The sequence below is a fragment of the Mycolicibacterium aubagnense genome, from assembly GCF_010730955.1.
Lineage (GTDB): Bacteria > Actinomycetota > Actinomycetes > Mycobacteriales > Mycobacteriaceae > Mycobacterium > Mycobacterium aubagnense.
Map to the genome: position 1 here is coordinate 135167 of NZ_AP022578.1, position 24171 is coordinate 159337.

28 protein-coding genes are annotated in these 24171 nt (G+C 65.6%); 9 read left to right on the forward strand and 19 right to left on the reverse strand.

Features of this window, described 5'->3' with window-relative positions:
* Positions 1-39: 39 nt before the first annotated feature.
* The 9 genes from G6N59_RS29810 to G6N59_RS29850 form a co-directional block, all read right to left on the reverse strand.
* Positions 40-1896: a hypothetical protein gene (locus tag G6N59_RS29810; protein ID WP_138230780.1), complete on the reverse strand. Its 1857-nt coding sequence runs from the start codon at positions 1894-1896 to the stop codon at positions 40-42.
* Positions 1897-2003: 107 nt separating this feature from the next.
* Positions 2004-2228 (reverse strand): hypothetical protein, encoded by a 225-nt coding sequence (locus tag G6N59_RS29815; RefSeq protein ID WP_138230781.1) that lies wholly within the window; start codon positions 2226-2228, stop codon positions 2004-2006.
* Positions 2228-2971, reverse strand: a complete 744-nt coding sequence (locus G6N59_RS29820; protein ID WP_138230782.1) for a hypothetical protein — start codon at positions 2969-2971, stop codon at positions 2228-2230. The genes G6N59_RS29815 and G6N59_RS29820 overlap by 1 nt, the downstream gene beginning before the upstream one ends.
* The gene (locus G6N59_RS29825) at positions 2968-3912 is read right to left on the reverse strand and encodes an alpha/beta fold hydrolase (RefSeq protein WP_138230783.1); all 945 of its coding nucleotides are present in this window, start codon (positions 3910-3912) and stop codon (positions 2968-2970) included. Before G6N59_RS29825 ends, G6N59_RS29820 begins: the two co-directional genes overlap by 4 nt.
* Positions 3909-4427, reverse strand: coding sequence for a hypothetical protein (locus tag G6N59_RS29830; protein ID WP_138230784.1), 519 nt, complete (start codon positions 4425-4427; stop codon positions 3909-3911). Before G6N59_RS29830 ends, G6N59_RS29825 begins: the two co-directional genes overlap by 4 nt.
* On the reverse strand, positions 4424-5104 hold the full coding sequence (locus G6N59_RS29835; protein ID WP_138230785.1) for a hypothetical protein: 681 nt from the start codon (positions 5102-5104) through the stop codon (positions 4424-4426). The genes G6N59_RS29830 and G6N59_RS29835 overlap by 4 nt, the downstream gene beginning before the upstream one ends.
* Positions 5101-5610: a nucleic acid-binding protein gene (locus G6N59_RS29840; RefSeq protein WP_163912254.1), complete on the reverse strand. Its 510-nt coding sequence runs from the start codon at positions 5608-5610 to the stop codon at positions 5101-5103. The genes G6N59_RS29835 and G6N59_RS29840 overlap by 4 nt, the downstream gene beginning before the upstream one ends.
* Before the next feature lie 14 nt (positions 5611-5624).
* On the reverse strand, positions 5625-5960 hold the full coding sequence (locus tag G6N59_RS29845; RefSeq protein ID WP_163912257.1) for a hypothetical protein: 336 nt from the start codon (positions 5958-5960) through the stop codon (positions 5625-5627).
* Positions 5953-6462 carry a WhiB family transcriptional regulator gene (locus tag G6N59_RS29850; RefSeq protein ID WP_138230787.1) on the reverse strand — a complete coding sequence of 170 codons (510 nt, stop codon included), beginning with the start codon at positions 6460-6462 and terminating at the stop codon, positions 5953-5955. The genes G6N59_RS29845 and G6N59_RS29850 overlap by 8 nt, the downstream gene beginning before the upstream one ends.
* Positions 6463-6789: 327 nt before the next feature.
* Between G6N59_RS29850 and G6N59_RS29855 the strand changes: the two genes are divergently transcribed.
* Positions 6790-7371: a helix-turn-helix domain-containing protein gene (locus G6N59_RS29855; RefSeq protein WP_163912260.1), complete on the forward strand. Its 582-nt coding sequence runs from the start codon at positions 6790-6792 to the stop codon at positions 7369-7371.
* A 65-nt stretch (positions 7372-7436) separates the two neighbouring features.
* Here the strand turns inward: G6N59_RS29855 and G6N59_RS29860 are convergent, their stop codons facing one another.
* From G6N59_RS29860 to G6N59_RS29875, 4 genes are all read right to left on the reverse strand, one after another.
* Positions 7437-8495 (reverse strand): C40 family peptidase, encoded by a 1059-nt coding sequence (locus G6N59_RS29860; RefSeq protein WP_163912263.1) that lies wholly within the window; start codon positions 8493-8495, stop codon positions 7437-7439.
* A gap of 364 nt (positions 8496-8859) precedes the next feature.
* A complete protein-coding gene (locus G6N59_RS31415) occupies positions 8860-9927 on the reverse strand; it encodes a transglycosylase SLT domain-containing protein (protein WP_235678765.1) in 1068 nt (355 codons plus the stop codon).
* A 205-nt stretch (positions 9928-10132) separates the two neighbouring features.
* Complete coding sequence (locus G6N59_RS29870; RefSeq protein WP_138233366.1) at positions 10133-10819, reverse strand: hypothetical protein; 687 nt, start codon at positions 10817-10819, stop codon at positions 10133-10135.
* 12 nt (positions 10820-10831) lie between these two features.
* Entirely contained in the window at positions 10832-11758 is a 927-nt protein-coding gene (locus G6N59_RS29875; RefSeq protein ID WP_163912266.1) for a ParA family protein, read from the reverse strand.
* 2115 nt (positions 11759-13873) lie between these two features.
* Here G6N59_RS29875 and G6N59_RS29880 point away from each other — a divergent pair.
* Together G6N59_RS29880 and G6N59_RS29885 are read left to right on the forward strand one after the other, a co-directional pair.
* A complete protein-coding gene (locus tag G6N59_RS29880; RefSeq protein WP_138233368.1) occupies positions 13874-14275 on the forward strand; it encodes a hypothetical protein in 402 nt (133 codons plus the stop codon).
* The gene (locus tag G6N59_RS29885) at positions 14265-14633 is read left to right on the forward strand and encodes a type II toxin-antitoxin system RelB family anti-toxin (RefSeq protein ID WP_138233369.1); all 369 of its coding nucleotides are present in this window, start codon (positions 14265-14267) and stop codon (positions 14631-14633) included. The genes G6N59_RS29880 and G6N59_RS29885 overlap by 11 nt, the downstream gene beginning before the upstream one ends.
* Positions 14634-14674: 41 nt before the next feature.
* On the opposite strand, the gene G6N59_RS29890 is transcribed toward G6N59_RS29885, so the two are convergent.
* On the reverse strand, positions 14675-14881 hold the full coding sequence (locus tag G6N59_RS29890) for a hypothetical protein (RefSeq protein WP_138233370.1): 207 nt from the start codon (positions 14879-14881) through the stop codon (positions 14675-14677).
* Positions 14882-15164: 283 nt separating this feature from the next.
* Here G6N59_RS29890 and G6N59_RS29895 point away from each other — a divergent pair, with 283 nt between their 5' ends.
* A complete protein-coding gene (locus tag G6N59_RS29895; protein WP_138233371.1) occupies positions 15165-16220 on the forward strand; it encodes a hypothetical protein in 1056 nt (351 codons plus the stop codon).
* Here the strand turns inward: G6N59_RS29895 and G6N59_RS29900 are convergent.
* The 5 genes from G6N59_RS29900 to G6N59_RS29920 all read right to left on the reverse strand — a co-directional run bounded on the left by G6N59_RS29900 (position 16217) and on the right by G6N59_RS29920 (position 21208).
* On the reverse strand, positions 16217-16963 hold the full coding sequence (locus G6N59_RS29900; RefSeq protein WP_138233372.1) for a hypothetical protein: 747 nt from the start codon (positions 16961-16963) through the stop codon (positions 16217-16219). The genes G6N59_RS29895 and G6N59_RS29900 overlap by 4 nt on opposite strands.
* A 54-nt stretch (positions 16964-17017) precedes the next feature.
* Positions 17018-17578: an HAD family hydrolase gene (locus G6N59_RS29905; protein ID WP_138233373.1), complete on the reverse strand. Its 561-nt coding sequence runs from the start codon at positions 17576-17578 to the stop codon at positions 17018-17020.
* A 150-nt stretch (positions 17579-17728) separates the two neighbouring features.
* Positions 17729-19681: a hypothetical protein gene (locus tag G6N59_RS29910; protein ID WP_138233374.1), complete on the reverse strand. Its 1953-nt coding sequence runs from the start codon at positions 19679-19681 to the stop codon at positions 17729-17731.
* A 758-nt stretch (positions 19682-20439) separates the two neighbouring features.
* Positions 20440-20856 carry a hypothetical protein gene (locus G6N59_RS29915; RefSeq protein ID WP_234884472.1) on the reverse strand — a complete coding sequence of 139 codons (417 nt, stop codon included), beginning with the start codon at positions 20854-20856 and terminating at the stop codon, positions 20440-20442.
* A 151-nt stretch (positions 20857-21007) separates the two neighbouring features.
* Positions 21008-21208: a plasmid mobilization protein gene (locus G6N59_RS29920; RefSeq protein ID WP_138233375.1), complete on the reverse strand. Its 201-nt coding sequence runs from the start codon at positions 21206-21208 to the stop codon at positions 21008-21010.
* 101 nt (positions 21209-21309) lie between these two features.
* Here G6N59_RS29920 and G6N59_RS29925 point away from each other — a divergent pair, with 101 nt between their 5' ends.
* The 5 genes from G6N59_RS29925 to G6N59_RS29945 all read left to right on the forward strand — a co-directional run bounded on the left by G6N59_RS29925 (position 21310) and on the right by G6N59_RS29945 (position 24110).
* Positions 21310-22494, forward strand: coding sequence for an RNA-guided endonuclease InsQ/TnpB family protein (locus G6N59_RS29925; RefSeq protein WP_138233376.1), 1185 nt, complete (start codon positions 21310-21312; stop codon positions 22492-22494).
* A gap of 93 nt (positions 22495-22587) precedes the next feature.
* Positions 22588-22893, forward strand: coding sequence for a hypothetical protein (locus G6N59_RS29930; RefSeq protein WP_138233377.1), 306 nt, complete (start codon positions 22588-22590; stop codon positions 22891-22893).
* Positions 22894-22950: 57 nt separating this feature from the next.
* Positions 22951-23286 (forward strand): hypothetical protein, encoded by a 336-nt coding sequence (locus tag G6N59_RS29935; protein ID WP_138233378.1) that lies wholly within the window; start codon positions 22951-22953, stop codon positions 23284-23286.
* Positions 23287-23425: 139 nt separating this feature from the next.
* On the forward strand, positions 23426-23824 hold the full coding sequence (locus G6N59_RS29940) for a hypothetical protein (RefSeq protein ID WP_138233379.1): 399 nt from the start codon (positions 23426-23428) through the stop codon (positions 23822-23824).
* Between the two features lie 64 nt (positions 23825-23888).
* Positions 23889-24110, forward strand: coding sequence for a hypothetical protein (locus tag G6N59_RS29945; RefSeq protein WP_138233380.1), 222 nt, complete (start codon positions 23889-23891; stop codon positions 24108-24110).
* Positions 24111-24171: the final 61 nt, after the last annotated feature.

Sequence of the window (24171 nt, forward strand, 5' to 3'; positions counted from 1 at the left end):
GGAAGTGGTTGTGCCCAAACGGGTGTGGATTCTGCGTGCTCAGGCATTCCCGCCTCCGTGGTTACCGGTGGATGCGGCGGCGTGCTTGCCGGTCCCTTTGCCGTTGCTGGGCTGTGCGGTGGCGCCGCTGGCGTGCTTACCCGTGGGCGCGGTGGTGTCGGAGGTGTCCTTCTTGGTCGGCTTCGCGGTGGCCTTGGTGGGTCGGGTGCCTGGTGCGTCGGTGTCGTTCGGCGCGGCCGAGGTGGCCGGTGTTGGTGCGGCGCTGGAGGTTCCGGGCGTGGCCGTGGTGGTGGCCTTCTTTGCGGGGGTGGACTTTGCGGTGGTCGTGGTCGGCTCGTCGACGGTCGCGGCGGTGGACGTCGGCGTAGCGGTGGGCGATGGCGAGGTGGTGGCCTTGGCTCCCTTGGTGGCCTGTGTCGGCGCGGACGCTGCGGTGGTGGTCTTGGGTGCGGGGACGGTCAGCAGCGTGGTGTTGGTGGCCGGTACGGCGGCGGCCGGGGTGATCAACCCGGTGGCGTGGGTGAGGCCGCCGAGCAGGGTGGCGGCGGTGTTCAGACCGGCGGTGACCACGGACGCGGCCAGGTTGATGCTGGCGTTGACGGCCTTGCCGATGGTGTAGATGGTGCCGACCAAACCGGGGGGCAGACCGATGGCTTGACCGACGCCGGCGGCCAGTCCTGCGACCCCGTTGACGAGTGCGGTGGCGATGTGTGCGCCGGTGTTCACGAGGTCGGCGCCGATCGTGAACGGCAACGTCGCGGTTCCGGCGAACAGGGTGGTGACAGGTTTGGTGATGGTGGTGACGGCTGCTTGGGTGAGTGTGGTGAGGGCAGCGACGTAGGTGCCGATATCTACCGGCCCGGAGGCGATTTCGTTGATGATTGCCTGGATAGCGCCGTTGCCGGTGCGGCCGCCCAGCCAGATGTTGTTGAGGTCTTGGGCGGCGCCGCCGAGGGTGCTGACGACGGTGGTCGCCGCGTCGGCGAGGGTGGTGGCGCCGCCGCTGACTCCGGCCAGCAGAGCGCTGATGGGGGCGGAAACGACGGCCTGGACCGCGGTGAGGACCCCGTCGACGATGTTGCTGCCGCTGGCCTGCCCTGCCGCCGAGACGAGGTTGTTGACGGTGGTCAGCACGGTGTTGATCTGGGAGGTGGCGGTGGTGACAAGGCTCGCGGCGAAGCCGATCGCGTTGGCGCCGAGGTCGGCGGCGGCGGTGATGACCGCGCTGAGGGCTTGCCCGGCGATGGTGAACGGGGCGTCAGCGACGGCCGCGAGGCCGGCCAGCGACAAGGGGTTGGCGGCCGCGCCCGAGAGCGCGAGTGCGGCGGTGGCGGCCGCGCCGGTCAGGGTGGTGGTCAGAAGGGTCGAGACTTGCTCGGTGCTCAGGACGACGGTGTTGTCGGCGATGGTGACGGTGCCTGCCAGCGCGGTCAGGCCGCCTCCGGTGAGGTTGCCCAGCGAGGTCACGGCCTGTGCCAGCAGGGGGTTGTTTCCTGCGGCGGCGGCGAGAGCATGGAAGAACGTGGTGTTCAGGGATGCTGCCGCCGCTGTGGCCGCGGCCAGCGTCTGACCGGGTACGGCGACGACCGTCGCGATCGTGGAGTCCAGGTTGGCGAGCTGGGCGGTGATCGCGTTCTGCAGCGTCGTGATGGCGGCGGGGTCCACCAGCGCACTCAAGTGGATGGCGGGCGCGGTGATGGTGGGCATGTGCAGGGCCGGTGGGCTGTTGTGGGCGATGGCTGGGGTGAATGCCAGTGCCACGGCGGTGGCGGCGGTCAGGGCGGTGGCGGCGCTGCCGTACCGGGCCGGGTTGTCGGAGCGGGCGATGGTGCTGCCGGTGGCCAGGAATTGGCGCACCGGGATGGCGTTGCTGCGGCGGCGATGGTGATTGGACATGTGGTCTCCTGGGGTTCGTTGATGGGTGCGGGCTGGTGTCGCGGTTCGGTTCAGTGGTGCTCGTTGTTGTTCGGCTCAGGTGCGTGTGCGCATGGGCTTGGGCGCGTTCATATTTCGATCTCGATGCCGTGGTAGCGCCTTAGGCTGCGCACGATCTGGCGGCATGCGTTGTGCTCGTCCTTCGGTGTGCCCGACGTGGAGACGAGATACGTGCCGTTGGCGTCGTAGATGAGCCAGTGCGCTTTGTTGCACTGGATCGTGAGGCCGTGGGATTGGAGGCTTTTGAACAGCTTGCGCATGTCTTTTCCCCTGGCCCGCTGTTGCGCGCTCATCAGCTCTGCTCCTTTCGAGGTGAGTCAGGACAGTTGCGTTGTCCGCTCGATGGTGGATTTCGGTGGCAGGTACGGTCGCTCCGCTGTGTTGTTGGGCCATCGTGCGATGTGCGGCGGATGGAATGTCGGCGGCGCTGTCGGGCAACTCTGCTGGGGCCCTGTGCATTTGGGGCGGGTCCGCTGGTCGTGAGGTAGTTGCGTGCGGCGGCGGTCAGGGCAGTGGTCTCGGAGCGGTAAGCGTGCGCATGTTGGCTCAGTTCGGCTAATCCGACCGTTCCCTCGGTCTGGCCCAGGTACCAGAAGCAGAAGCAGGCGTCGTCGAGGTGGTGCAGGTGCGGGCGGTCGGTGAATCGTGTGACCGCGGCGAGCAGAGTGGGGTGTGCGGGTCGGCTCAGCGCCAGCGCGGCAGTCGTTCCGGGGTATCCGTTGTAGGTGGACAGCACGGGTTCGCCCAAATCCTCGAGCAGGTCCGCGAACGCGGCCAGCTCCCCCGGCGACAGGGTGTTGGCCGCGGGGTGACCGTTTGGTGCGGCTTCGAGTGCATCGGCGACGATGACCAGGAGTGCGTGTCCGGCGGTGCCGGCGGGGATGAAATGCAGCGTGCGGCCGGCGGGAGTGTGCAGGTGTTGTCCGCGAGGGTTCTGGGTTGCGGTGGCGGGCTGTTCGGTGTCGTAGAGCCAGCGCAGTCCGAGCAGCAGCGCGGGGAGGTTGGCTGTCACGTCCAGCGGCGGTCGTGGTGTCATGGGTTGCTCCGGAGGCATTTGTGCAGGACGCGCCCGAGTGCGTCGTTGACGGCGGTGGCGGCCTCGGTCAGCACCATGTGCCCGACGTGAGGCAGGTGAATGTGCTCGGCGCCGTCGATGGCGGCGACCATTTCGTGGGCGTGGACAGCGGGGGTGAGCAGGTCCAATCCGCCCGAGACCACGACGGTGTGGGCGGTGATGGTGCTCAGTGCCCGGTAGGCGTCGTAGCTGCGCAGGCCGGGCAGGAAGCCCACGGCGGTCGACAGTGGGGTGCGGGCGATCGCGGAGGCAGCGAGCGTGCACAGGGTGGCCTGTTCGTCGCCGCCGCAGTGCACGCAGCGTCCGACGGCGGCGCATACGGGGCCGACCAGGCGCCGCAGGATGTGGTCGGGAAGGTAGGGCACCAGGTGGTGCAGGGTGCCGGTGGCCGGGGTGGCGAGCATTCGGCCGAGGCCGTGTTCGGCGACGTGGTGGGCGGCTGTGGCCACGAGGACCAGGCCGCCGGGCTCGACGGGGCGGTGGTCTCGGGCCATGAACTCCAGGACGGACATCGCGCCCATCGAGTGGCCGGCTAGGACCAGGGGCGTGGTGACGTTGAGGGCGGTGATGACGGTGGCCAGGTCGTCGGCGAGCTGCGCGGGGGTGGCGGTGGCGACGGTTGCGGCATCGGATCGGCCGTGGCCGCGGTGGTCGTAGTCGATGACCCGGGCGCGGTGGCCCCATTGGTCGATCAGGTAGCGGCGCTGGCGATCCCAGCTTTCTCGGGACAGGCACCAGCCGTGCGTGAGAACCACCGCGACTTCGGCGTTGGCCGGGTGGTAGTCGCGCACGGCGAGTCGGGTGCCGTCGTCGGTGAGCACGATCAGTTCACGCGTCGCGGGCGCGGCGGTGATCGGCTTGGTGCGCGGTGCTGGTGTGGGGGCCAGCAGGGCGGCGGTCATGATTTGGCCTCGCCGGTGGCCGATGCTCCGCAGCTACCGGGTCCGAATTGCTGCCAGGGGATGAATTGTCCGTTGGCGCACCAGAATCCCCACGGCCGGCGCCGAGGCCCGGTGATGACCAGGGTGTAGCAGGGCCGCTCGGTGGGGCGGCCGTCGCTGAAAATCTGCCAGGTCCAGTCACGGCGGTCGGTGTGCAGCTCTACGCGGTGTCGCCAGGTCGCGCGGCGGTACGCGATCGCCCCAGCCCGCCGGACGACCATCGTGGTGGGGGTGATTTCGGTGTACCGGCCTTTGAGGATCAGGGTGAGAAAATCCCAGGGGTGATCGTGCATTTCCGGGTCGTCATCCGAGCGCAAGAATGCGTGTAGATATCCGTTGCACCAACGATTTTGGGGCCAGAGGTACCAGCGTTTCAGATAGGGCTTGTCGGTGGGGCCGACCACTTGGTGCGGTTGGCCGGACAGCAGCTGCGGCAGCCAGGGCCGCGCGGCGGGGATGCTGACGGTGGCGCTCATCGCACGCCAGTCCAGGGCATGAGAACGGCGTCGGTGCCGTACAGCGTGACGCGTCTGGCGTTGATCACGCACGGTGCCAACAGAATTGCGAACATCGCGATGTAGGCGAGCCACGGTGCGGCCCACACTGCCGTTGGCAGGGTCAGGTTCGCGCTCAGCGTGATCAGGTCCAGCGAAAAGGACACGGGCATGATCAGGCGGGCGGTGCTGCGGATAGCTTGTGCCGCACTGAATTCCCCCGACATCAGTGCGCGAATCAGTCCGGTCACTACAACGACGATGAGTAAGGTTGCCGGGGCGTTGGTGTGGGTGAGCGCGGTCAGCAGTGCTCGCGAGGACAGGGCGACAGATGCTGCGGCCCGGATGACGGTGTGACCGGGGTTGGCGTGCGTGTCAACCGTGCCCATCGTGGCGGCGAGTTGCACCGTGTGCCGCGCGAGCTCCACGGTGAAGGCTGCGGCGAGTGTGGACAGCAGTGCGGGTTTGATGAGATCGCGGAAAAGGACGCGCCGCAGCTGCGGGTTGCCCACAACGCTCCGCCAGGTCCGCCACACGTTCGGTCGTCCGGCTGCTGTTGTCGGGGGCGGGTTCTCGACGAGTTCGTCGGGTAGGTCGTCGATTTCGTCGATCGCGATGGTGATCACGTGGGCCTGGGTGCCGGTGGCGTTGGCGGTCATGCGGATTCCTTGTCGGTTCGAGCAGTGTTGTGGCACATCAGTTCTGGCCTTGTGGCGGGCAGCAGGCGGATGGACCAGCCGGTCAAGGCCCGGGCCAGGCGCAGGTTGCCGCCGGCGCGGCCCATGGCTCGGGAGTAGACGCCGGGCGCGATGGTGAGGGTGATGTGGCGGCGGATGGGGTCGGTGATGTCGGCTGCGACGACGGGGACTCCGACGGCGTTTTGGATGAAAAGCAGCGGCTGGCTGTGATGGGCGACGATGGTGATGTGTTCGCCGAGTTCGCGTTCGACGTCTCGTATGCGTAGTCCAGCTCGCCCGATGCAGGCTCCGACAGGATCAACCCCGGCGATGGTGGCGCGGACGGCGATTTTGGTGCCGATGCCCGGTTCGGCCGCGATCGCGGCGATGTCGACGAAGCCGTAGGCGATTTCGGGGACACGGGTGGTGAGGGCTTCGAGCAGTGAGCCGGATTGGGTGTCATTGGTGTGGTCGACGGTCGTGGTCACGGCAGTGTCTCCGATCAGGCGTCGAGAACGTTGGAATGCCGGCCCGGGACGGTGGAGGCGAAAGCCGCTTCCAGGGCGCGGATTTCGTCGTCTGCTGCGGACGGCAGAGCGATCCAGCTGACGGTGCGGCCGTGAGCGGTGCTTGCCTTGATCAGGCCGTCTTTGGCGAGTTGGCGGAGCACCCGATAGATCTGCTCCTGCACCGGCGGCAGGGCCGCAGAGGTGCCCGGTAGGGCGCAGCGCGGCGCGTGCTGGCGTAGGTGGGTTGTGCTCAGTCCCGTTCCTGCGGTGCGCAGTTGGGCGAGCAGATCGTTGCGCAGCAGGCGGCTGGCGGCGCTGGGGCTAGGCACTGGCTTGGCCGGGTTGGTCCGGCGCGAACATTGCGGCGTGCCGGGAGAGGTCTTCTCGATTGGGCAGTTTCGGCACGAACTTGGCCGCGCGTCGTGAGAGGGCGGCGCGGCGCTGGGCGTCGGTGCCCTGGTGGCCCTCGACCGCGTCCTCGAGTTCGCCGGTGGGCAGCGAGGCGGCGTAGTGGGCGGCGGCGCGCAGGAGTTCTTTGTGCCGGCGCACGGCGGGGGGATCGTGGCGGCGTTTCTCGATGATGGCGGCGATCTCTGCGTACGCCTTTTCCAACGAGCCGTCGTAGCGTTCACCGGGGAGTTTGACTCCGGCGAAGAAGCCTTCGGTGACGCCCATCTTGATGGCCGCTTCGCCGCAGCCGACGATCACCGGGCAGTTCGCGCAGATGCGGGCGGCGAGGTCGCATGTCTGCTTGTGGAAGATTTCTGGGTCTTCGTAGGCGCACAGACCGATGTCTGCGGTGAGTGGGCCAGTCGGGCGGCGAGTTCCCATCGCTTCCTCCAACTCTCAAAATCACTTGTTGAATCACTTATTTAGTCACTATGTCACCCATTCTCACTCATGTCTACACTTACGCGGATTCATGCCGAATCAACGGCATGACCTGCCGATATCGCCCGAGCTGGTGGCGAGGCCACGTCACAGTCACCTGAAATTCCGCGATTGACCCACCTGCAAACACACCTAATCACCCATCAGGGGCCGCTTCATGGGTGTTTGCGTGTGATACGTGACCGTCAGTGAAGGGCTGTGGTTGACTTCTATAGTGAAAATGCCAGCCATTTCGGGTGGCATCGCGACAACAACGGCCAGGAACCAGTGACAGCAGACGCAGACACGACACCGACCGAGGCGCTCCTGCGCGTCGGGCAGTTCGTCAAGCGCCGGCGGCGTGAGCGAGGCTTCGCCAGCCAGCAGGAGCTAGCCGATGCAGCCGAAGTCACCTTGAGCACGGCCGCGCTCCTGGAGCGGGGTAAGACCTTCCCAAGGTCGGTCAACCTGGCCAAGTTCGAAGCCGCTCTCGCGGTGCCGCCAGGCACACTCCGCGCGATCCGCGACAACCTGCCCCTTCCGGAGGAGCGCGGCACCGCCACCGCTCCCCCGCTACCACCGAGCACTGCCGCGGTATCAGGCACGAGTAAAACCGATGTGCTGGCGATCGCTACCGTCGCCGCCGAACTCGCCAGCGTGTGCGCGGGGATTCTCGTTGAATCCGGCCCGGGCACCAGTCAGGCCAAAGCAGGCATCAACATGCTCTCCGAGCACTTGTTCCGGCTGGAATCACTGATCACGGCATTGTTCCTTGACAGCGACAACGTCGCTATGGACGAAGTCTTGGCGGCCATGAAAGCTGTACACGATCAGCGCATCGCCGTGCGCGACCTCGCGGCGAACTTCTAACGAATTCGGTTGCCGCCGGGGCGCTTTAGCGCCGAGCGCTGGACCCGCGACGACACGAATAGGCCTCAGCCGGCGAGACGGCGAGCGACGAACGATTTGGGCATAGGGGAAATCTTGATGGGCACACCCGTTTGTTGGGCCTCGATCACCTGCGTCGGCGAAATAGCGAGCATCACATGGCCTGGGCCGGCCTTACCCATTTCCCCGAATGATGAGGACGGGAAGATCGCATCGCCTCTGCGGACGTCCCCAGGGGCGACGGGTGTGCCTTCTTTGATAAGTGAGTAGGTGTCGCCACCGACCGTGACACCGGCCTGCCCGTACGACCAGTGCACCAGCCCGGAGCAGTCAAATGCGTTGGGGCCCTTGGCACCCCATACGTAGGGCTTTCCGAGTTTCGTCATAGCGGCTTTGACGGCCATGTCGGCGGTGCCTGTTGGACCCTGCGGTTGGCTCCATGGAAACTGCGGATCGCCGAGGTCGTGCTGTCCTTCGCTACCGCGGCGACCGAGTGCAGCGAACCCCGAAAAGTCCGGCATTCCCATGCCGCCGCCACGGCCCATGCCGCCGCCTCCTCCCCCGCCCATCGGGGACATACCTCCCATGGGTGAGCCGCCACCGGCACCGCCACCGTATCCGGCGGCCCCGCCGCGCAGCATTTGTGCGAGCGCGATATTGCGGCGTTCAGAGGCTTTCAGGAGTGCTTTGGCCCGATCGAGCTGGCCCTGCAAATGATTGACCAGCTCCACCTTGCCTGCCGGGGTCCCGGTCGACGGCGCGATCGCCGCCACACCCGAACGGGTGTTGTCAATGACCCCGTCCATCCCCGCTCCCCCGGCGCCGGCGGCCTTGGCCCCGGCCGGCATACCCGGGGCGGTCGCACCATCGGCATCGGTGATTGCATCCAGACCCGCAGCCTGAGCCGCATTCGAGGCGACGAACTGCTTACCTCCAGCACCCAACCAGGACTGCGACGCCAACTGGCCCACATCCGTGACGCCTTGACGCCCCTGGGCCAGCCCCGACGTGCTCGACCACACCGGACCCTGCGGCGCCGGACCAAACAGCCCACGCGCCGCATTGAGCGCCTGGCCGGCCTCGGCCACCAAAGCATGCAGCGACATGGCGGCAGTATCACCCACCACCAACCACACAATCCATCAACACCACCACATTCGCGGTGAGGAATTCGGGGTCGCCTCCTGGGCGCAGCCGCAGTTCGATGACCGGCGTTGCACGTCTCGATGACCGGCGTTGCACGTCCATCTGGTGTTCGTCACCAAGTACCGGCGCCCAATGTTCACCGGCCGGTAGAATGTTGATCGAACTCCCCCCCACACATCAGGCCACCCGCACACCGGTTTCGCCGTGGGGGGGTTTCTGCTTCCGCAGCTCAGCCTCCCTCCTCGCCGATTCGCAGCGGCTTTAGGTCGTGAGGTGGTCAGTGCGGCACGCCTGAGAAGAAACGTTGCCGGAGCGTGCGCGCGGTCAGTAGCCGTGTGGCGGGCGTGTGGGATCGGCTTGCTGGATGTTCCGCGCGAGATTCGATCCGTCCCAGGCGACCCCGTAGCGGGAGCGGGCGTAGTTGATGAACGCGGCCGCGGCCGCCTGTTCATCTCTGGGGTCGTTCGATGTGCCCGGTTCATGGTGGGCGCGAAATGTGGCCCCGGTGAACTGGAAACTTCCGCTGCTCGGATCGCCGCGTTGGGCGTTGCTGTCGCTGCGGTTGACTGCGTTGGGGTTGAAGTTGGATTCGCGCGAGACGACGGTCATCATGCCGGCTTCCCAGCGGGCCCGGGCCGCGGGATCGGTGATGCCTTTGGCGGTCAGGGCGTTGCGGATTGCGGCGCGCACCCGTTCAGGGCCGGGCCCGGACGGGAGGGGCTCGTGCATCGTCAAGCCGGAGCGGGGTTCTGGCCGCTCGCCCTTGCGTGGACGCATCAGGCTCGTCAGTGCGCTGAGGTCCGGGCGCGTCATGCCGCCGAGTGAGGGCATGCCGATACCGCCGCCGGGCATGCCCATAGGCATACCGCCCATGGCGCCGGGTCTGCCACCGCCCATTCCGTAGCCACCCGCGCCGCGTCGTAGCAAGGCGCTCAGTTCGACGCTGCGCTGTTGGGAGGCTTTCAGGAGTGCTTTGGCCCGATCGAGCTGGCCCTGCAAATGATTGACCAGCTCCACCTTGCCTGCCGGGGTCCCGGTCGACGGCGCGATCGCCGCCACACCCGAACGGGTGTTGTCAATGACCCCGTCCATCCCCGCTCCCCCGGCGCCGGCGGCCTTGGCCCCGGCCGGCATACCCGGGGCGGTCGCACCATCGGCATCGGTGATTGCATCCAGACCCGCAGCCTGAGCCGCATTCGAGGCGACGAACTGCTTACCTCCAGCACCCAACCAGGACTGCGACGCCAACTGGCCCACATCCGTGACGCCTTGACGCCCCTGGGCCAGCCCCGACGTGCTCGACCACACCGGACCCTGCGGCGCCGGACCAAACAGCCCACGCGCCGCATTGAGCGCCTGGCCGGCCTCGGCCACCAAAGCATGCAGCGACATGGCGGCAGTATCACCCACCACCAACCACACAATCCATCAACACCACCACATTCGCGGTGGTGGGGGGCTTCGCCGTCGGGCGGTGTTGGGTGTTCAGCCGCGGGGGACGTGGCGAGCAGGCCCCAGGTACATGTTCAGTGCAACGACCTAGGCCAGTTCGGAACGGCTCGGGGCGCTTCCACTGCTCGGCGAGCTGTCGCCAGGGCTACTTGCCGCCCTTCGCGGGCAGCAGGTAGTACTCCAGAACGCGCGCGATGAACTCCGACAGTGTGCCCACGTCGACAGCGTTCATCTTGGCTTCGATCCAGTCTCGTTGCTGCGCACTGAAGCTGATTCGGGCCTCAGTCAACGGAGTGGCGGATTTGGCCCGGGTCGGCGACGATGGCATCAGCCAGTCGTCGTCGACGGTGGGCTTAGCGAAAAGTTCAGCCAACACGATGTCTGGGCTTACGTTCTTATCGGCAGCCTCCTTGGCGATGTGCGCGAACGCATCCTGCACAATCTCGGCGTAGCCTTTGATCTTCTTGCTTTTGGTGGCCTGCAGTCGCTTGTAGGCCTCCTGCGACAGGTACACCGACGCAGCCGGCACGCGCGCGCCCTTGAGGCGCGGAATGCGTGTCGGCCGGGACCGCACCGGAGTAGTGACCGCTGCCGCAGCGGGCGAAGCGGCCTGCACTGCGGGCGCAGGCGCGGGTGCCTCTGGCACCCCGGCGGCCCGGGTTGTGACCGATGTCGGCTGAACTTCAGCCGACCCGTCCTGCTCGGGCGGGGCCTCGGGCGCAGGTGCCGGAGCCCGCCCAGGGGCGAGCAGTCCCGCCAGCTTAGAGCCGCGATCCGGCTGCGATGGGCTGAACGCACCGGACAGGTTCTTGTGAGATGCCTTGGTTGCCATATTCAGTCCCCCCTAGAGGTTTTCGAGTTCGTTCACGTTTTCGAGTTCATTCACGCGAACAAGGATTTCGGCGGACAGGTTCTCGTAGTCCTCGGCCAGCCCCTTGCTTGTCTTGGCCCCCGTACCGATCTCGTCGCTGCCGAGCTTTATGCCGCTGCGCAGCGCCGCGAGAATACTTCGGCCCTCGGCGCTACTGGCTGATTCGAGTTCATGTGCGAGCAGGCCGTGCCGACGGGTCTCGTAGGCCGCGGCATCCGAGTGCCGGATCACGGCGTCGAAGATTGGAGCTGCCCCACCAAGGATCTCGTCGATGGTGTCGCGCACGTTCTTACTGATACGGGTCGCCGAGCTGCCGACACCGAACCGTACGACTCCCCCGAGGCGCAATGCCGGGTTGACTGCCATCGCAGGTCCAAACAGGTCGGCGATGATCGACAGTCCGTCGATGCTTCCTTCATCCGCCCGCACCGGAATCACGATCGTGCCGGCTACCCGTAGGACCGCGTCGAGGGCTGTGAGATCGATGGGCGGTGCGTCAATCAGGATCAAGTCGTACGTTTTGCCGAGTCCGAGGATTTCGCGCTGGATCGCCTCGTCGAGTTTGTCTTTGTTGTTGACCGCGAAATAGTTGTAAATCCGCTGCAAGGCGCCGCCTCCAGCGATCAAGTCGACGCCGGGCCGAACATTTTCGTACAGCGGCGGCTTTGCGCTGTCGGACTTCAGCATCAGCGACGCGGCGTGTTGCTCGCCATTGGAGTCGATCAGGTCCTTGATCGACTCGTACTCTTCGACTGGGAGTCCGAAGTCGCGCGCGCAGTTGCCTTGCGGGTCCAGCTCCACCAGCAGTACGCGATAGCCAGCCAGGCCGTACAGGCCGGACAGGTTTGCAGTGCAGCTGGTCTTTCCGACTCCGCCCTTGCCATTGACGAATGCGATCACCCGCTGTGGCGTGCGGACAGCCGGCGAAAGTGCGTAAGCGAGTGCCGTCGTCTCAGTCGTCATTTCTGTACCCTCCCAAGGCATTACGCCCGCGAGGGGGCGCTTGGTATCGCGCGATGTCGCGCTTGCATGAGCGCGCGATTGGCGTTGAGATTACCGCCCCGCTACGCGCCCCGCAGCGCGCGCCACGTCACGCCTTGATAACGCGTTGTCATACGCGCGATGAAGGCGCAGTTCAACGCCCGAACATGCGCGCGCATCCCGCTGAAATATCCGCGCGACTCGTCGCGCTAGTCGGGCGTGTCGCCACACGCAAAGGCCCGCGCGACTGTTCGCGTATGACAGGGCGCTCATATCCGCCCCCGCCAGCGCGCGCTACTCCGCGTCTGACAACGCTGTCTGCTGCGCGCTGTACTCCGCGCTCTACCCCGCCCTGTGCCACGCCAGTGTTTCCGCGTGTCAGCACGCGCCTTACTGCGCCTTGGCGTCCGCCACGTGCTCCGCGTGCAGCCCCGCCCTGTGATACGCGTGCACCACAGCACCTATACGGGCGCATGCTTCCGCGTTGTAATACGCGCTGTCGCGGGCTCAGTACTGCGCGCGTATTGGCGCTGATACCCGCGCATGCTGCTACGCCCGTCATCTCGCCCCTTTGCGGGCTGCATACGCGCGCTGTCTCAAGCGAGTGACGCGCGCATGATCGCGCGGTCTTAGGTGCGCGTTGCAGAACGCTGTTAGTGCGCGATCGCGGCGTCATGTCATGCGCACTCTTGGGCGCTCCATTAGGCCCGACAGCCACGCTCAGTTTGGCGTAGCTACCAACGCGCAATAGAGCGCAATCATACACGCGCATGCAAGCGCGACTGAGCTCGGCTACCTGCGCATATGCAGCTTTTAGTTCATAATCAACGGCGGTTCCATGCGCGGCGATAGACGAGCGCTGATTCCTCGTCATCTTCGTGTCATCGCCAATCCAGGACATACCCGAAATGGTATCCCATGGAGAAGGCACTCCCCCGCTACTTCGCTTCTCTTCGCGAGCCACAATTCAGTGACGAACGGCTAGTGATTGATCGACAGATGACGCTCAATGTCGCAAAAGTAGCTGCCCGCGCGTGACGCGCCGGTGCCAGGCTCTGCGGTTGAGATTGGGCCGGTCGATCCACCAGGGTTTGGCTACACCGGCGGCCGCGATTTTGCGGGTGTTCGCAGCACTGGAAGGACAGGCCACCTGGATCAAACAGCGTCGCCTCCTGTAGCAGAGTGCACCGGCCCGGTGGGGGCTCGCGATCCCAATCGGAAGGCTAGTCGGTAGCTCTCCGCTTAGAGGGCTGGCTATAGTGCGCGTTCCAAATCGTAGTTGGTTGACCACCGATGACAGGACAGCCAACGTAGCGGAATCAGCTCATCTCACCCGGGACTTGCACGGCGATGCCGCGTTTTTCATCTCACGTGGGGTTATGGCTTTGATTGGTCTGTCGGCCACGAATCCGCGACATGTCGGTGACACCGCGGTTCGAGACTCACGGAACGGCATCCGCCTCGAACCCGGTGAGGCGAAATCGGCGCATCACGGCCCGAACCGGTTGGGGCACTGAGGCCTTCAGCGCCGACGTGGCAAACACCCGGGGCGGCCGCACATGCCCAGCCGCCGGTTTATTGCGGACTTTTCCGGCCGTGTTGGGGCCCATCGCGCCCGCGTGGACAGGTCCGCCGCAAGGCTTGGAAACGGGGCGGCGGCAAGCGCTGACCTGCGGAAATGCGACTGCTGCGGCAGCGGGGGAGTGGACCAACGCCAGGAAACGGCACTCAGCTCAATCGTGGCGCCCCGAGGCCCTTCCCGGGCACCGGCTATCGACCAGGGCCCTATTTGGCCGCCAGCGTGGCGATCAGCGTCTATCCCCAGGTCAAACCAGGTGGGTGTGCGCTTTGTTTCCCCTCGGAAATGTCGCAGCGCGGTGGTAGCTTCGTCGCCCGCGGTCGTCGACGCCATTGGCCGACGTAGAGCTCCCGGACAAATCCAGACATGCGCCACCCGGGGGCGGATGCGCTGCCGCCGCGCCGAATACGCAATACTACTTCCAGTGAATATGCATTTGGAGTAGTATTGCTGGTGTGATCACGGACTGGACCGGGGAGTTCCAGCGGTGGCTGGACGGTCTGGACGCGAAAGCGGACGCCGGCGATGAGGTCGCACGTAAGCGGGTGGCGTATGCCGATGCGGGCATATCGGTGCTGACCGGCTTGACGGAACCGCCCACCGAGGACAGTGCGGTTCTGATGCGGGTGCGGCAACGCGGCCGCTATCCGATCTGGCGGGTGTCGCATCCGTTCGACAACGACGTCGCTGTGCGCCTGATCGTCTGGTTCCCCGAGGGGCAGTCCGCTGGTGTGATCGTGGCGTTCGGCGGCGACAAGAAGAAGATCGGCGACGCCTTCTATCTGAGCGCTGCATCCCGCGCAGATGCGGCGATCGACCAGTGGCTACAGGAGAGGGGCGCCGACGATGAAACTTGAAGACAAGGGTGGCCAGCGGCTGCGCCGTAAGCTCGCCGATCCGGCCTACGCCGAGCAGATCGGCGACATTCGCGAGGGCATGCGCGAAATGGACCGCTCGTACGCCATGAATTTGGCGATGATCCGCAAGGCGGCTCAACTCACACAGGAGGACCTGGCAGCCCGTTTGGGCAAGGGGCAAGCGGCCGTGTCCAAGCTGGAGCGCCAGCACGATTTGTTGCTGTCGACTCTCGCCAGCTATATCCATGCCGCCGGCGCCGAAGCGGAGTTGGTTGTCACGGTGGGCGGTCACGAACTGCGGTATGCCCTCGAAGAACTCAGCTCTCACGTCCCGGACGAATCCGCCCAGCGGGGGTGATGGGGGCCGCCGCGCGCCGACAGCCCCCGCCAACCCGGCCATCAGGCGATGAGCCGGTGCGCCGCGGTAGCGACGGCGCAGCCGGTCACGATGGCGGTCACCGGGCCTGCAACCGGACCGGACGACACGAATCCTGCGGCGCCACCTGCCGCCGTGAGCATGCCGATGAGCACCCACCGCAGCGGCAGGCGATCGGGGGTGGACCGGTTGGGCGGGCGGTTGTTGTTACGACGCGCTACTTTGGGCACTGTCGTTCCTCTCCACGAGTAACTGATGGCAACGATGCGGCCTGCGGGGGCGGGAATCCCCGCGGGCCGTGTTCACCGGCGATCAGCCCAGATTGTGTGAACCGTTCTGACCTGCGGTAATTCAGTTGTACGCCGTTCGTGGCGACGAATCTGGTACCGTGGTTTCACGCCTTAACCCGGCGGAAAGACAGCGTGATACGTCGAGCGACCCGTTTTTCTGACGGGTTAAGGCGTACAGGAAAAGACGTAGAAGTTTTTGGGCCGAAGTGATGGAGATCACATCATGGAGCTGAGTGGTCACCGCTACCACCTGTTCCGGCCGAGCATTTCCCGACCACCGAGGGGCCGTGAGCGGACCGTCCTCGCCAACCGAGTTGAACGTCTGCGACAGATGCAAGCCTCTGCGGACGAGGCAACCGAGCAGCTCCAGGAACTCATCGCGGCCGGCAGCATCGACGCGCTCCGGCTGCGGCACGGGTTCGTACGGCAGGAAACATCACCGGCCGCCGACAACGCCTCGGATCGGTCGGCCCCTCCGCGCGAGCATCGACCGTCCGCGACCCGCCTGCTGTCGCCGAACGGTATCGCCCTGCCGTTCCATCTCATCGCACTGCTGGAGGCGCAGGCCCGCACGAAACCCGGCATGAAGCCGGGGCCGAGCCCCTTGCCGCTCAAGGGGCTTGGTTCCAAAAAGCCGGGCTGGACCCATCTGGTGGCCACTAGCGCGGAGAGCTCTGGCAGCGGCCGGTCTCGGTCGAGCGTGGTGGACAAAAAGCTCCGGCAAATCCATTCCGCATTGAAGCGGCTCCGGTACGAGAACCTGATTGACTGCCCGAATGCCGCTGCGCCACGCGGGAAGTTCGAGGGCTTCCTGCTGACGATGGAGGACGAGCGCAGACGGCGTACCAACGATCTGTATCGGGTCCCCGAGCACGACGGGTCGTACTTCACCGTGCCCTTGACGTTGTTCACGAACGGCTGGATTTACGTGCTCGAGGACACCGAGCTCGTGCTGCTACTGATCACCATGCGCAGCCGATACTTGCATGGCGATGAGGAACTCACGTTCTCCGGTGGCGTCCGGACCGTTCACTATGGCGTGGGCCCGGATGCCTTCGAGGCCCATCGCGTCCTCGAGTACCTAGGGCTCATCGATGTCATCTCGGATTACCGCCGCCAGTCCGATGGCCGCGTCTACAAATACCAGGAGCAGGGCGCCGCGCCGCATAAGCTTGTGTTTCAGCCGGATGCGCTCGAAAACAGCGCGTTCCCAACGTTTCTCACCGAAATCGAAAACCAGCTGGCCAAGCCCGAGCCCGACGTTGAGCCGGCAATCTAACTGCGGACCAATCTCAAGCCCACGGGTTCCGGCTCGTCCGAGGTGACGGTGTGTCGAAGTTCTGTCGGCGGTTCGACGCGGATCAGCGACTGCGGCACCGGCAGTACGACATTCTCAAGCGAACGCAGCGCAGCGCGCGCCCGCGACAGATGACCGTAGGCGGTGGCTGCGCCAAGAATCTCGGGCTCATGCTCGATCGGCGCCAGCCCGAACCTCTGCCAGTACTGCGACAGCGCCGTGCGCGCGGCGAGCTCGGCGCTCTTGCTGGGTTGCGGTGCTGCAGGGGACGGGTGCAGCAGGACCAGGGTGTCGGTCGGGCTGGCCATCCGGTCGACGAGTTCGGACACGATCCACGCACCGAGGCCGTTGCCGCGTAGTGGGGCGGCAACCTCGACCAGCGTGACCAGCAGAATCCGGTTGATCGGCGCATCCTCGAACTGTGCCTGTACCGCCGGGGCGACGTCATCGCCCTCGAACAGGCCCACGAATTGCGCGGTGTCCTGCGGGAGCGCGTCCAGCAGGTCGGCGATCGGGTGCTGCCCGACGTTGATGACCACAAACTCGGCGCACCCGCCGACGACGTCCGGGTTCTCTTCCACCTCGTCGCCGTACTCGTCGAGGTAGCTCAGCTCCAGCTCAGCACGCCACCTCGTCATGGCGCCAAACTGAGCGTCGGTACTGGTGTACCGGGCCCTCGGTCGGATCAGCATCGCAGCGGAAGTGGTGGCGGCGGTCATGGTCATGCACTTTTCCTGATCGGCTGCGCCAGCGCACCCAACGCCACGCCAGAAGCGCCACTATCTCCGCATGCCAATCAGATTGGCGGCCGGGCTGTCCGTCGCCTGGCCGTACAGTGCGCGGCGGCTGCGCCGGAGCATGGTGAGGATGTCGCGTTCGGTGAGCGTGGCGAATTCGCTGATGTGCATGGCCGGGACCGTCGCCGCGGCGAGCTCGTGCACGACCGGCAGTTCGTCGTCGACGAACAGTGTGCAGATCGCGGGGCTGTCGCGGTGATACCGGGCGCTGAAATAGTGGGTGCGCTTACAAGTGACCGGGTCCACGGTGGGGGAGAGCCGCGCGTAGGTCGCCTGCGGGGCTTCCGGTGCGTGGTGGGCAAGCCAGTTTTGTACGCCATCGAGTGCCCAGCCCGGCCGTGTTGTGGACACGCTGTAGGGCCACCCGAGGCCGGCGAGCTGCTCCAGGAGCGTGATACCGGTAGCCATCGGTGGCGCGGTGGGTGTGTGGGCGAGAAACCGGCGCCATTTGCGCGGCTGCGGGTCGTCCAACTCGTGCTCGTACGACGACATGTCGATGAGCAGACCGTCGAAGTCGACCATTACCGCATATCTGCGCGTCACGTTGCCAACTATACCAAAAACGAGAACAAAGGACGTACGAAAGCCATTGTGTAGCATCATATTAGCAAGAATTCGCCGCATTCTTCGCGTGCCTGTAATCGTTCGCTACGAGCCGCCGGAATAGCGCCGGAAGTCTCCACATTGGCGCGGTCAACCGGCGGTGATGATCCGGCCGCCGAGCAGGTCTGCGACAAGGTCGATCGCTTCGCGCTCGGGGTCAATCTCATTGCTGGGCGGTGGGCCGTTGGCCATGACGGCGTCCCAGAACGTGCGATCGACGTCGGCGTGCTCGAACGGTTTGAGCTGGTCGAGAGCGGTCATCTCGGCCTCGGTGCGGGCCTGGTCGCGGCTGTCGAGCCATTGGCGCCATTGGCTGCGTTCGGTGCGGTAGCGCGTGATGCGTTCTTCGCGGACGTCGTCGGTCTGGTGGGCGGTGGCCAGGTCGGCGAGGGTGACAGCGCCGACGGCTACGGTGCCGCGTCCGGTGCGGCGGATGAGGCCGAGCACTTCCAGGGCGATCACGGCTTCATCGCCGGCGGTGCGCGAGACGGCCGCGGCCGCGTACACATCGGATCTGCTGGTCAACCCGTGGTAGGCAATCAATTCGTAGATTCTGCGCAGGTGATGGCCGGCGACAGACCAGGCATCGTGTACCGGCTCGACCCGGACGCGATCGGCTGTGATCGCGGTCCCGGCAACGGTGTTCTGCACGGTCAGGGCGTAGGCGTCTGCCTCGACTCCTGCGCCGCGTCGGGTCAGGATCAGCGGTGCGCCCGGGCGGTCCCGAAGGTCGCGCAGCACTCGCCATACCGCGTCCTCGCTCAGTAGCCCTGTGCCCAACGAAAGGCTGCGCCCGCCTACTGCCACCACCCACGTTCCGGTGATCTGTTCTCCGGCTGTGTAGGCATGCCAGGCGAGGGTCTGGAGCACCGCGTGGACCGTCCATCTGTAGCGCTTGCCGGCGTATTCGCGGTCGGCCCAGGCCAGGGCGTTCGTCAGCCACACCCGCAGACTTTCCGGGCCGCGAAACCCGGTGGGGTTATTTCCCCCCTGTGTGTACTTACTCTCGTGCTGCGGGGGACGGCATTGGAGGGTGTTGGTGCAGAGCCAGTCCAGCGCGCGGTGAAAGTCCCGGTGGAGGGCTTTTCCGGCGGCGTGTCCGTAGCGGCTGTAGGCCTGTCCGAGTCCGTGCTGCCAGGGGCCGCCAGGGGCCATGAGCGTGGTGATGGTGGCCAGGCTGTGCCCGCGCGCAATCGCGGCGGTGAGCACCGACTGACGGGCTTCCGAATGCGACGCCCACTGGCGCTGTCCGGTGGGCATGACGCCGCGCTGGGCGTAGGCCGTGATGTCGGGGTGCATGGGGTCATCGCGCACGTACGCCGGCGCCAGGCACTGCTGATCGCCCTGGCCTGTGCAGAATGCGCCGGCGCCGATCTGGGGTGACTGACCATCCTGTGCAGGGACGTCGTCGGTCCGGGTGCGGGGTTTGAGTGCGCCGAGCAGCTCGTAGAGCCGGGGCAGCAGACTCGGTGCCGAGCGGGTGGTGAACGCATTGACGGCGGCCGCGAGCGGGCCGTCCAGTTGTCGGTAGCCCACACCGGTTTTCAGGGGTGTTCCGGGGGCGCTGAGGCAGCCCGACGCGGCGTTGGTGTTCGGGGTGATGTCGAGGGTGGGCAATCGGGCACCCAAGAGCCGCACCAGGTGGGTCATTTCGGTCGCAGACGCGGTGGTGCCGATCGCCAGGGGCACTAGCAGGTGACGGCCGGTGGGGGAATGGTCGGTCACGATGACCCCACCGCACCGGACGATCCATTCGGCCGCCGTGGCCAGGTCGGCATCAACGGCGGCGCGACCGCCGCGCTTGTCGTCGAAGTCGAGGCCGATCATGTGGGTGCGGCCGGCTGTGGTGTACAGGTAGGGCGCTGCGGGCCGGGACGGCAGAGACATGGTCAGCCGGGCGTTGTCGCTGAATTTTCCGGTGTCGGCGTTGTAGACGCGCATCGTCCGCCGCCCGGGCGCGCTCAGCAACGGGGCTAAGGCTTTCCAGACCCGTTCGGGGCGCTCGGAAATCGAGGCCGTCGGCGCGGCGAGGGTGCCGGTCATGAGCGCGCACCGCGGGTGCGGGCGTGGGTGTCGCCGGTGGTGGCGAGGGCCGGTGCGGGGCTGCTGGTCTGCGGGTGCAGTCCTGCCCGGTGAATGTCTCCATGGGGTGTGGAAACGTGTTGATCACGATGAGCGCGCCCCTCTGGACCTGCTTGAGGGTGTGCGCTACCGTGAGTCTTGCCTGTTGGCACAGGAGCAAAACCCTTTCGTGGGGTGGTGCGTAAGCGCCGATACGCCCGAGCTGAAACCTCGGGTCCAACTTCAGAAGCGATTTCCCCCGGCTGCTACCGGGGGTTTCGCGTTTCTGGGGCCGGACGGTCCTACGCACAACGGGTATGGAGTTGTTGCGGCGCAAGGGGTTTAGGCATCACCTCCAGCGAATACGTGCCGGGGTGGGATCGCGCGCCAGGTGGCGGCGAGCAAGGGTGAGTGCCGGCGTGGGCTCGTCTGCACGCATCGTGGTGCGCTGGGCAGGGCCGCCGGGGTGTCCACATGGGGTGGCGAATTGTGGGGAACACGGTGCGTACTGGGTAGACCTGCAGCCAGTGATGAGTTACCGTGAACCCTGTTGGTTGTGAGCAACACGGGTTCCTTTCGAGGGACCTGAATGTGCGGAAAGCACGGCGAGGCGAGTTGCCGCTCGACCTCAGACCAGCCCTCGGAAACCCTCGGGTAGCCGGGGGTTTCCGCATTTTCGGACTAGGTGTGCTTCTGCGCTATTGAGTTGGCCTGGCGCCCCGATCGGTGGGGCGGGGAGGTCACATCGCTAGCGGCATCACCTCCATGTCCAGGGCGCGAATCAGGCCGGGAAATCCCAGGTGCAGACAGATGATGTCGGCCAGCATCGTTGATCTGTTGTCGATGTTGCGGTCGCGGAAGTCGTCTTCGATGAGGTCACCCACAGGCTGGGGGACACGGATCATCTGGTGAGGTCCGAGCGCGTCGGTGCGCAGCGGGGACACGGGGTAGTGCTCGTCGAGCAGCCCTTGGGTCAGGTGACGCATCAGGTCGGGCCGGCCGTAGTGGAAGCACAGCACGTCAGAGAGGAACGGCGAGAGATCGGTGCCGTGCTCTTTGGCGCGGGCTGCGGCGACGTCGCGGACAGTGACCGGCAGTTTGGCGGTCACTGCGGCGCGGCGGCCGAGCGATGGTCGCCCACGGGTGGTTCCAGTCATACGGCGATCCTGCCGGGCTCTTTACAGAAAAAGCCATCAACACGCCGCGATCGGGCGAAAAGTTTGTTGTCACTCGTGTGACTCATGTGGCGATCGTGGCACGGTCGCGGCGCTGTAGCCGTGACCGACACGCGGTGGGACCGCGTAAAGGTCAGCTCGCGAGAACCGCGGCAGCCCTTTCCAGACCGGCGTCACGCAGGAACGTCGCCGGTTTAACTCCAAGTCGGGCGGCGGCGCGCAGCACCAGATCGCGTTCGGGATCGTCGCAGCGGACGTCAATCCGCTTGTCGCGCTGCCGTGTTTCGGACCCGGATGTGTTCTTGCGACGTTCAGTCATGTCTGCGATCTCCATGATGTTGGCACGCCGTGCCGGTCATTGATGCAACCCGAGCGCGGCAACGCCACGCATCTCCGTTCGGCGTTGTTGTCGGTGGTTGACGCTATGTTGCGGGTGTGTCCCGATACCGCCTCCTTCCGTCCCAGGAACAGGCCGTTGCGCTGCGTGGGCACTGCCGACAAGCCCGATACGTATGGAATTTGGCTGTTGAGCAGCAGAATTACTGGCGTCCAGGCCGTCGATCGCCGAGCTTTGCCGAGCAATGTGCTCAGCTGACCGATGCGCGCACCGAATTCGACTGGCTCGCCGCCGGTTCTGCGACTCTGCAGCAGCAAGCGCTTAGGGATTTCGCCCAGGCGATGCGCAACTTCTTCAACGGCACCCACCGACGACCTACGTGGCGCAAAGCCGGCGTTCATGAAGGATTCCGCCAGGTAGGGGTCAAATCCGCACACGTACAAAGGTTGAACCGGCGCTACGGCCAGGTTCTTGTACCCAAGGTTGGGTGGGTGCGATTCCGGCTCACCCGGGACGTGCCCGAATCGGTGAAGTCTTACAGGGTGACCCTTGACCGGTCCGGCCGCTGGCATATTTCCTTCGCGCACATACCCGAGACGATCCCCGGCCCCGGTGACGGAAGCGTCGTAGGCATAGACCGTGGCGTTGCTGTTTCGGCGGCGCTGTCGACGGGCGAACTGATGCACGTACCGCATTTGAGTGCCGGGGAGGCACGCCGGTTGAAAGTGCTGCAGCGTGGACTTTCTCGCGCCAAGAAGGGGTCGAACCGTCGTGCCAGAACGAAGCTGGCCATCGCTAAACTGCGGGCGCGCGAGACCGACCGTCGGAAGGACTGGGTGGAAAAGACCAGCACCGACATCGCCGGTCGATTCGACACGATTCGAATCGAAGCTCTCGATATTCGGTGTATGACCCGCAGTGCACGAGGAACGGCCGAACGTCCAGGTCGCAGGGTCGCTCAGAAGCGGGGACTCAACCGTGCGATCCTTGGCAGCGGGTGGGGCAAACTCGTCACGAGACTGCAACACAAGGCATTTGGCCGGGTCGAACAGGTCCCGGCCGCGTACACGTCGCAACGATGCTCTGCATGCGGGCATGTTGCACCTGAGAATCGCAAGAGCCAAGCGGTTTTCAGGTGCGTCGCCTGCAAGGCCGGGCCGTGCAATGCCGACGTGAACGCCGCACGCAACATCGCCGCCGGACGGGCGGTGACCGCACGGGGAGACCTCGACATCAGTCGGTCTGTGAACCGTGAACCTCAACTCAGCACTCCTGCCACGTAGGATTGCGGGTTGGAATCCCCTGGCCTAACCCGGGAGAGGACGTCAATACCTACTATCTAGATTCTAGATAGTAGATACTGGATAGTAGAGACAATGGATCCGACACGCCTCAGTGAGGTCAGTGAGCTGCTGTTCGGCCGCAAGTGCCGACTGGCGGTCGCCGCATGGGTCCTGCAGCACCCCAAAGGACGGTTCTTTCAATCCGAGGCCGCGGGTCAGATCGAACACGCCTCCCAAAGCAACATCACCGATGAGTTTCAGCGTCTGGTGCAGCTGGGGATGCTCGACATCGAGCGGCCACCGGATTCGCGGCGCGTGTACTACGTCCGCACGACGATCGCTCTATGGGAGGCGATCGGCGCGGTAATCGAGGCCATCGAGTCTGACGGCAGCTGGTAAGGGCCGCACTTTCTCAACGGCGCTCGCCAACCGCGCATTTTGGGTACCGTTGACGCCATGCCTGGTCGGTACGACCTTTCCGAACCGGACGCCGTTGAGCGGGACTTAGCTGCATTGTTCCCGTGGGCGCCCGATTCGAAGCTGCACGCTGCCGCGGAGCTGGTTCATGGGGGACTCGAGTTGTCCGGCGATAAGCCGACGCTCACAGACGACATGCTCCTCAACGCCATGGTGACCGGCGTCGCCGTCGCGCATCTGGTTGGTCCGGCGCCCGTCCCGGGTGGCTCTAGTTCCGGCGGACTCGTCGGCGGGCCGATCAGTCATCTGCTGCGGAAGGTTTTGCCGGGACTTCGGCACGGCGGCGAGCATGAGCCTCCCACCTTCTACGCCTGAACCGGAACGACCACGCCCACAACATGATTCGGGCCAAGACCACCCGGCGCAAGCATCCCCACAGCCACCAGACGATCAAACAGTCACCACCGAAACCGCATCCACGACTTCCGCAAGTGCCGACGATCCCTACGCGGGCATGGCAGGCCCGGCTACACGTTCGAAGCAAGGTCTGCGTGCCCGCGTCAGTGGGCTGACCCGTGGCGAGCTCGTGTTCGCGCTGTGGGTGATCCTCGTCGGCGGCGTAGGCGTTGGCCTCTACCTGTGGGTGACGAGCCGCCACAACGCGGGATTCGCCTACGACACGCTCACCCAACGCCAGTCGCCCATCGGGCCGAACTTGGGTACCGCTGAGCTACTGCTGTCGATCTTCGGATACTTCCTGGCTCCGCCAACCCTGGGTGCCCTGGCGGCGGCAGCCTACGTCGCCCACAGCAGTGTCTCGCCGCGGGCGAAGCGCCGCGCGGATGAGGCTGCGCTACGCAAGCTCAAAGGACTTCCTGAGCCGGGCCTGCTCGCCAAGCTGTTCGGAAAATAGGCAGGGCACCGTGCGCCGATTAAGGGACTATTGGGATAGCCGGGACCCGGCAGAGCGGCGATTCGTGCGGCAGCTCCTGGCGACCATGGCCGGCGGGCCACTCAACGTGACCGCGCGGACGTGGGAGAACGCGCAGAAGGCTTGGGAAATCAAAGTTGTGCAGTACACCAACGAGGGGCACACCTATCCGGAGGTGTCTGCCGCGAATTGGTTGCTGATGGCGGCGACCGCTCAACAAGAAGTCGGACACTTCGATATTCCCGACGACGACCCCGACCCCTCCTAGCGCCGCGCGTGAAACCCGGCGATATCTGTCTCCGGCGTTTCACTGCGTCTCAGTGGTTGCA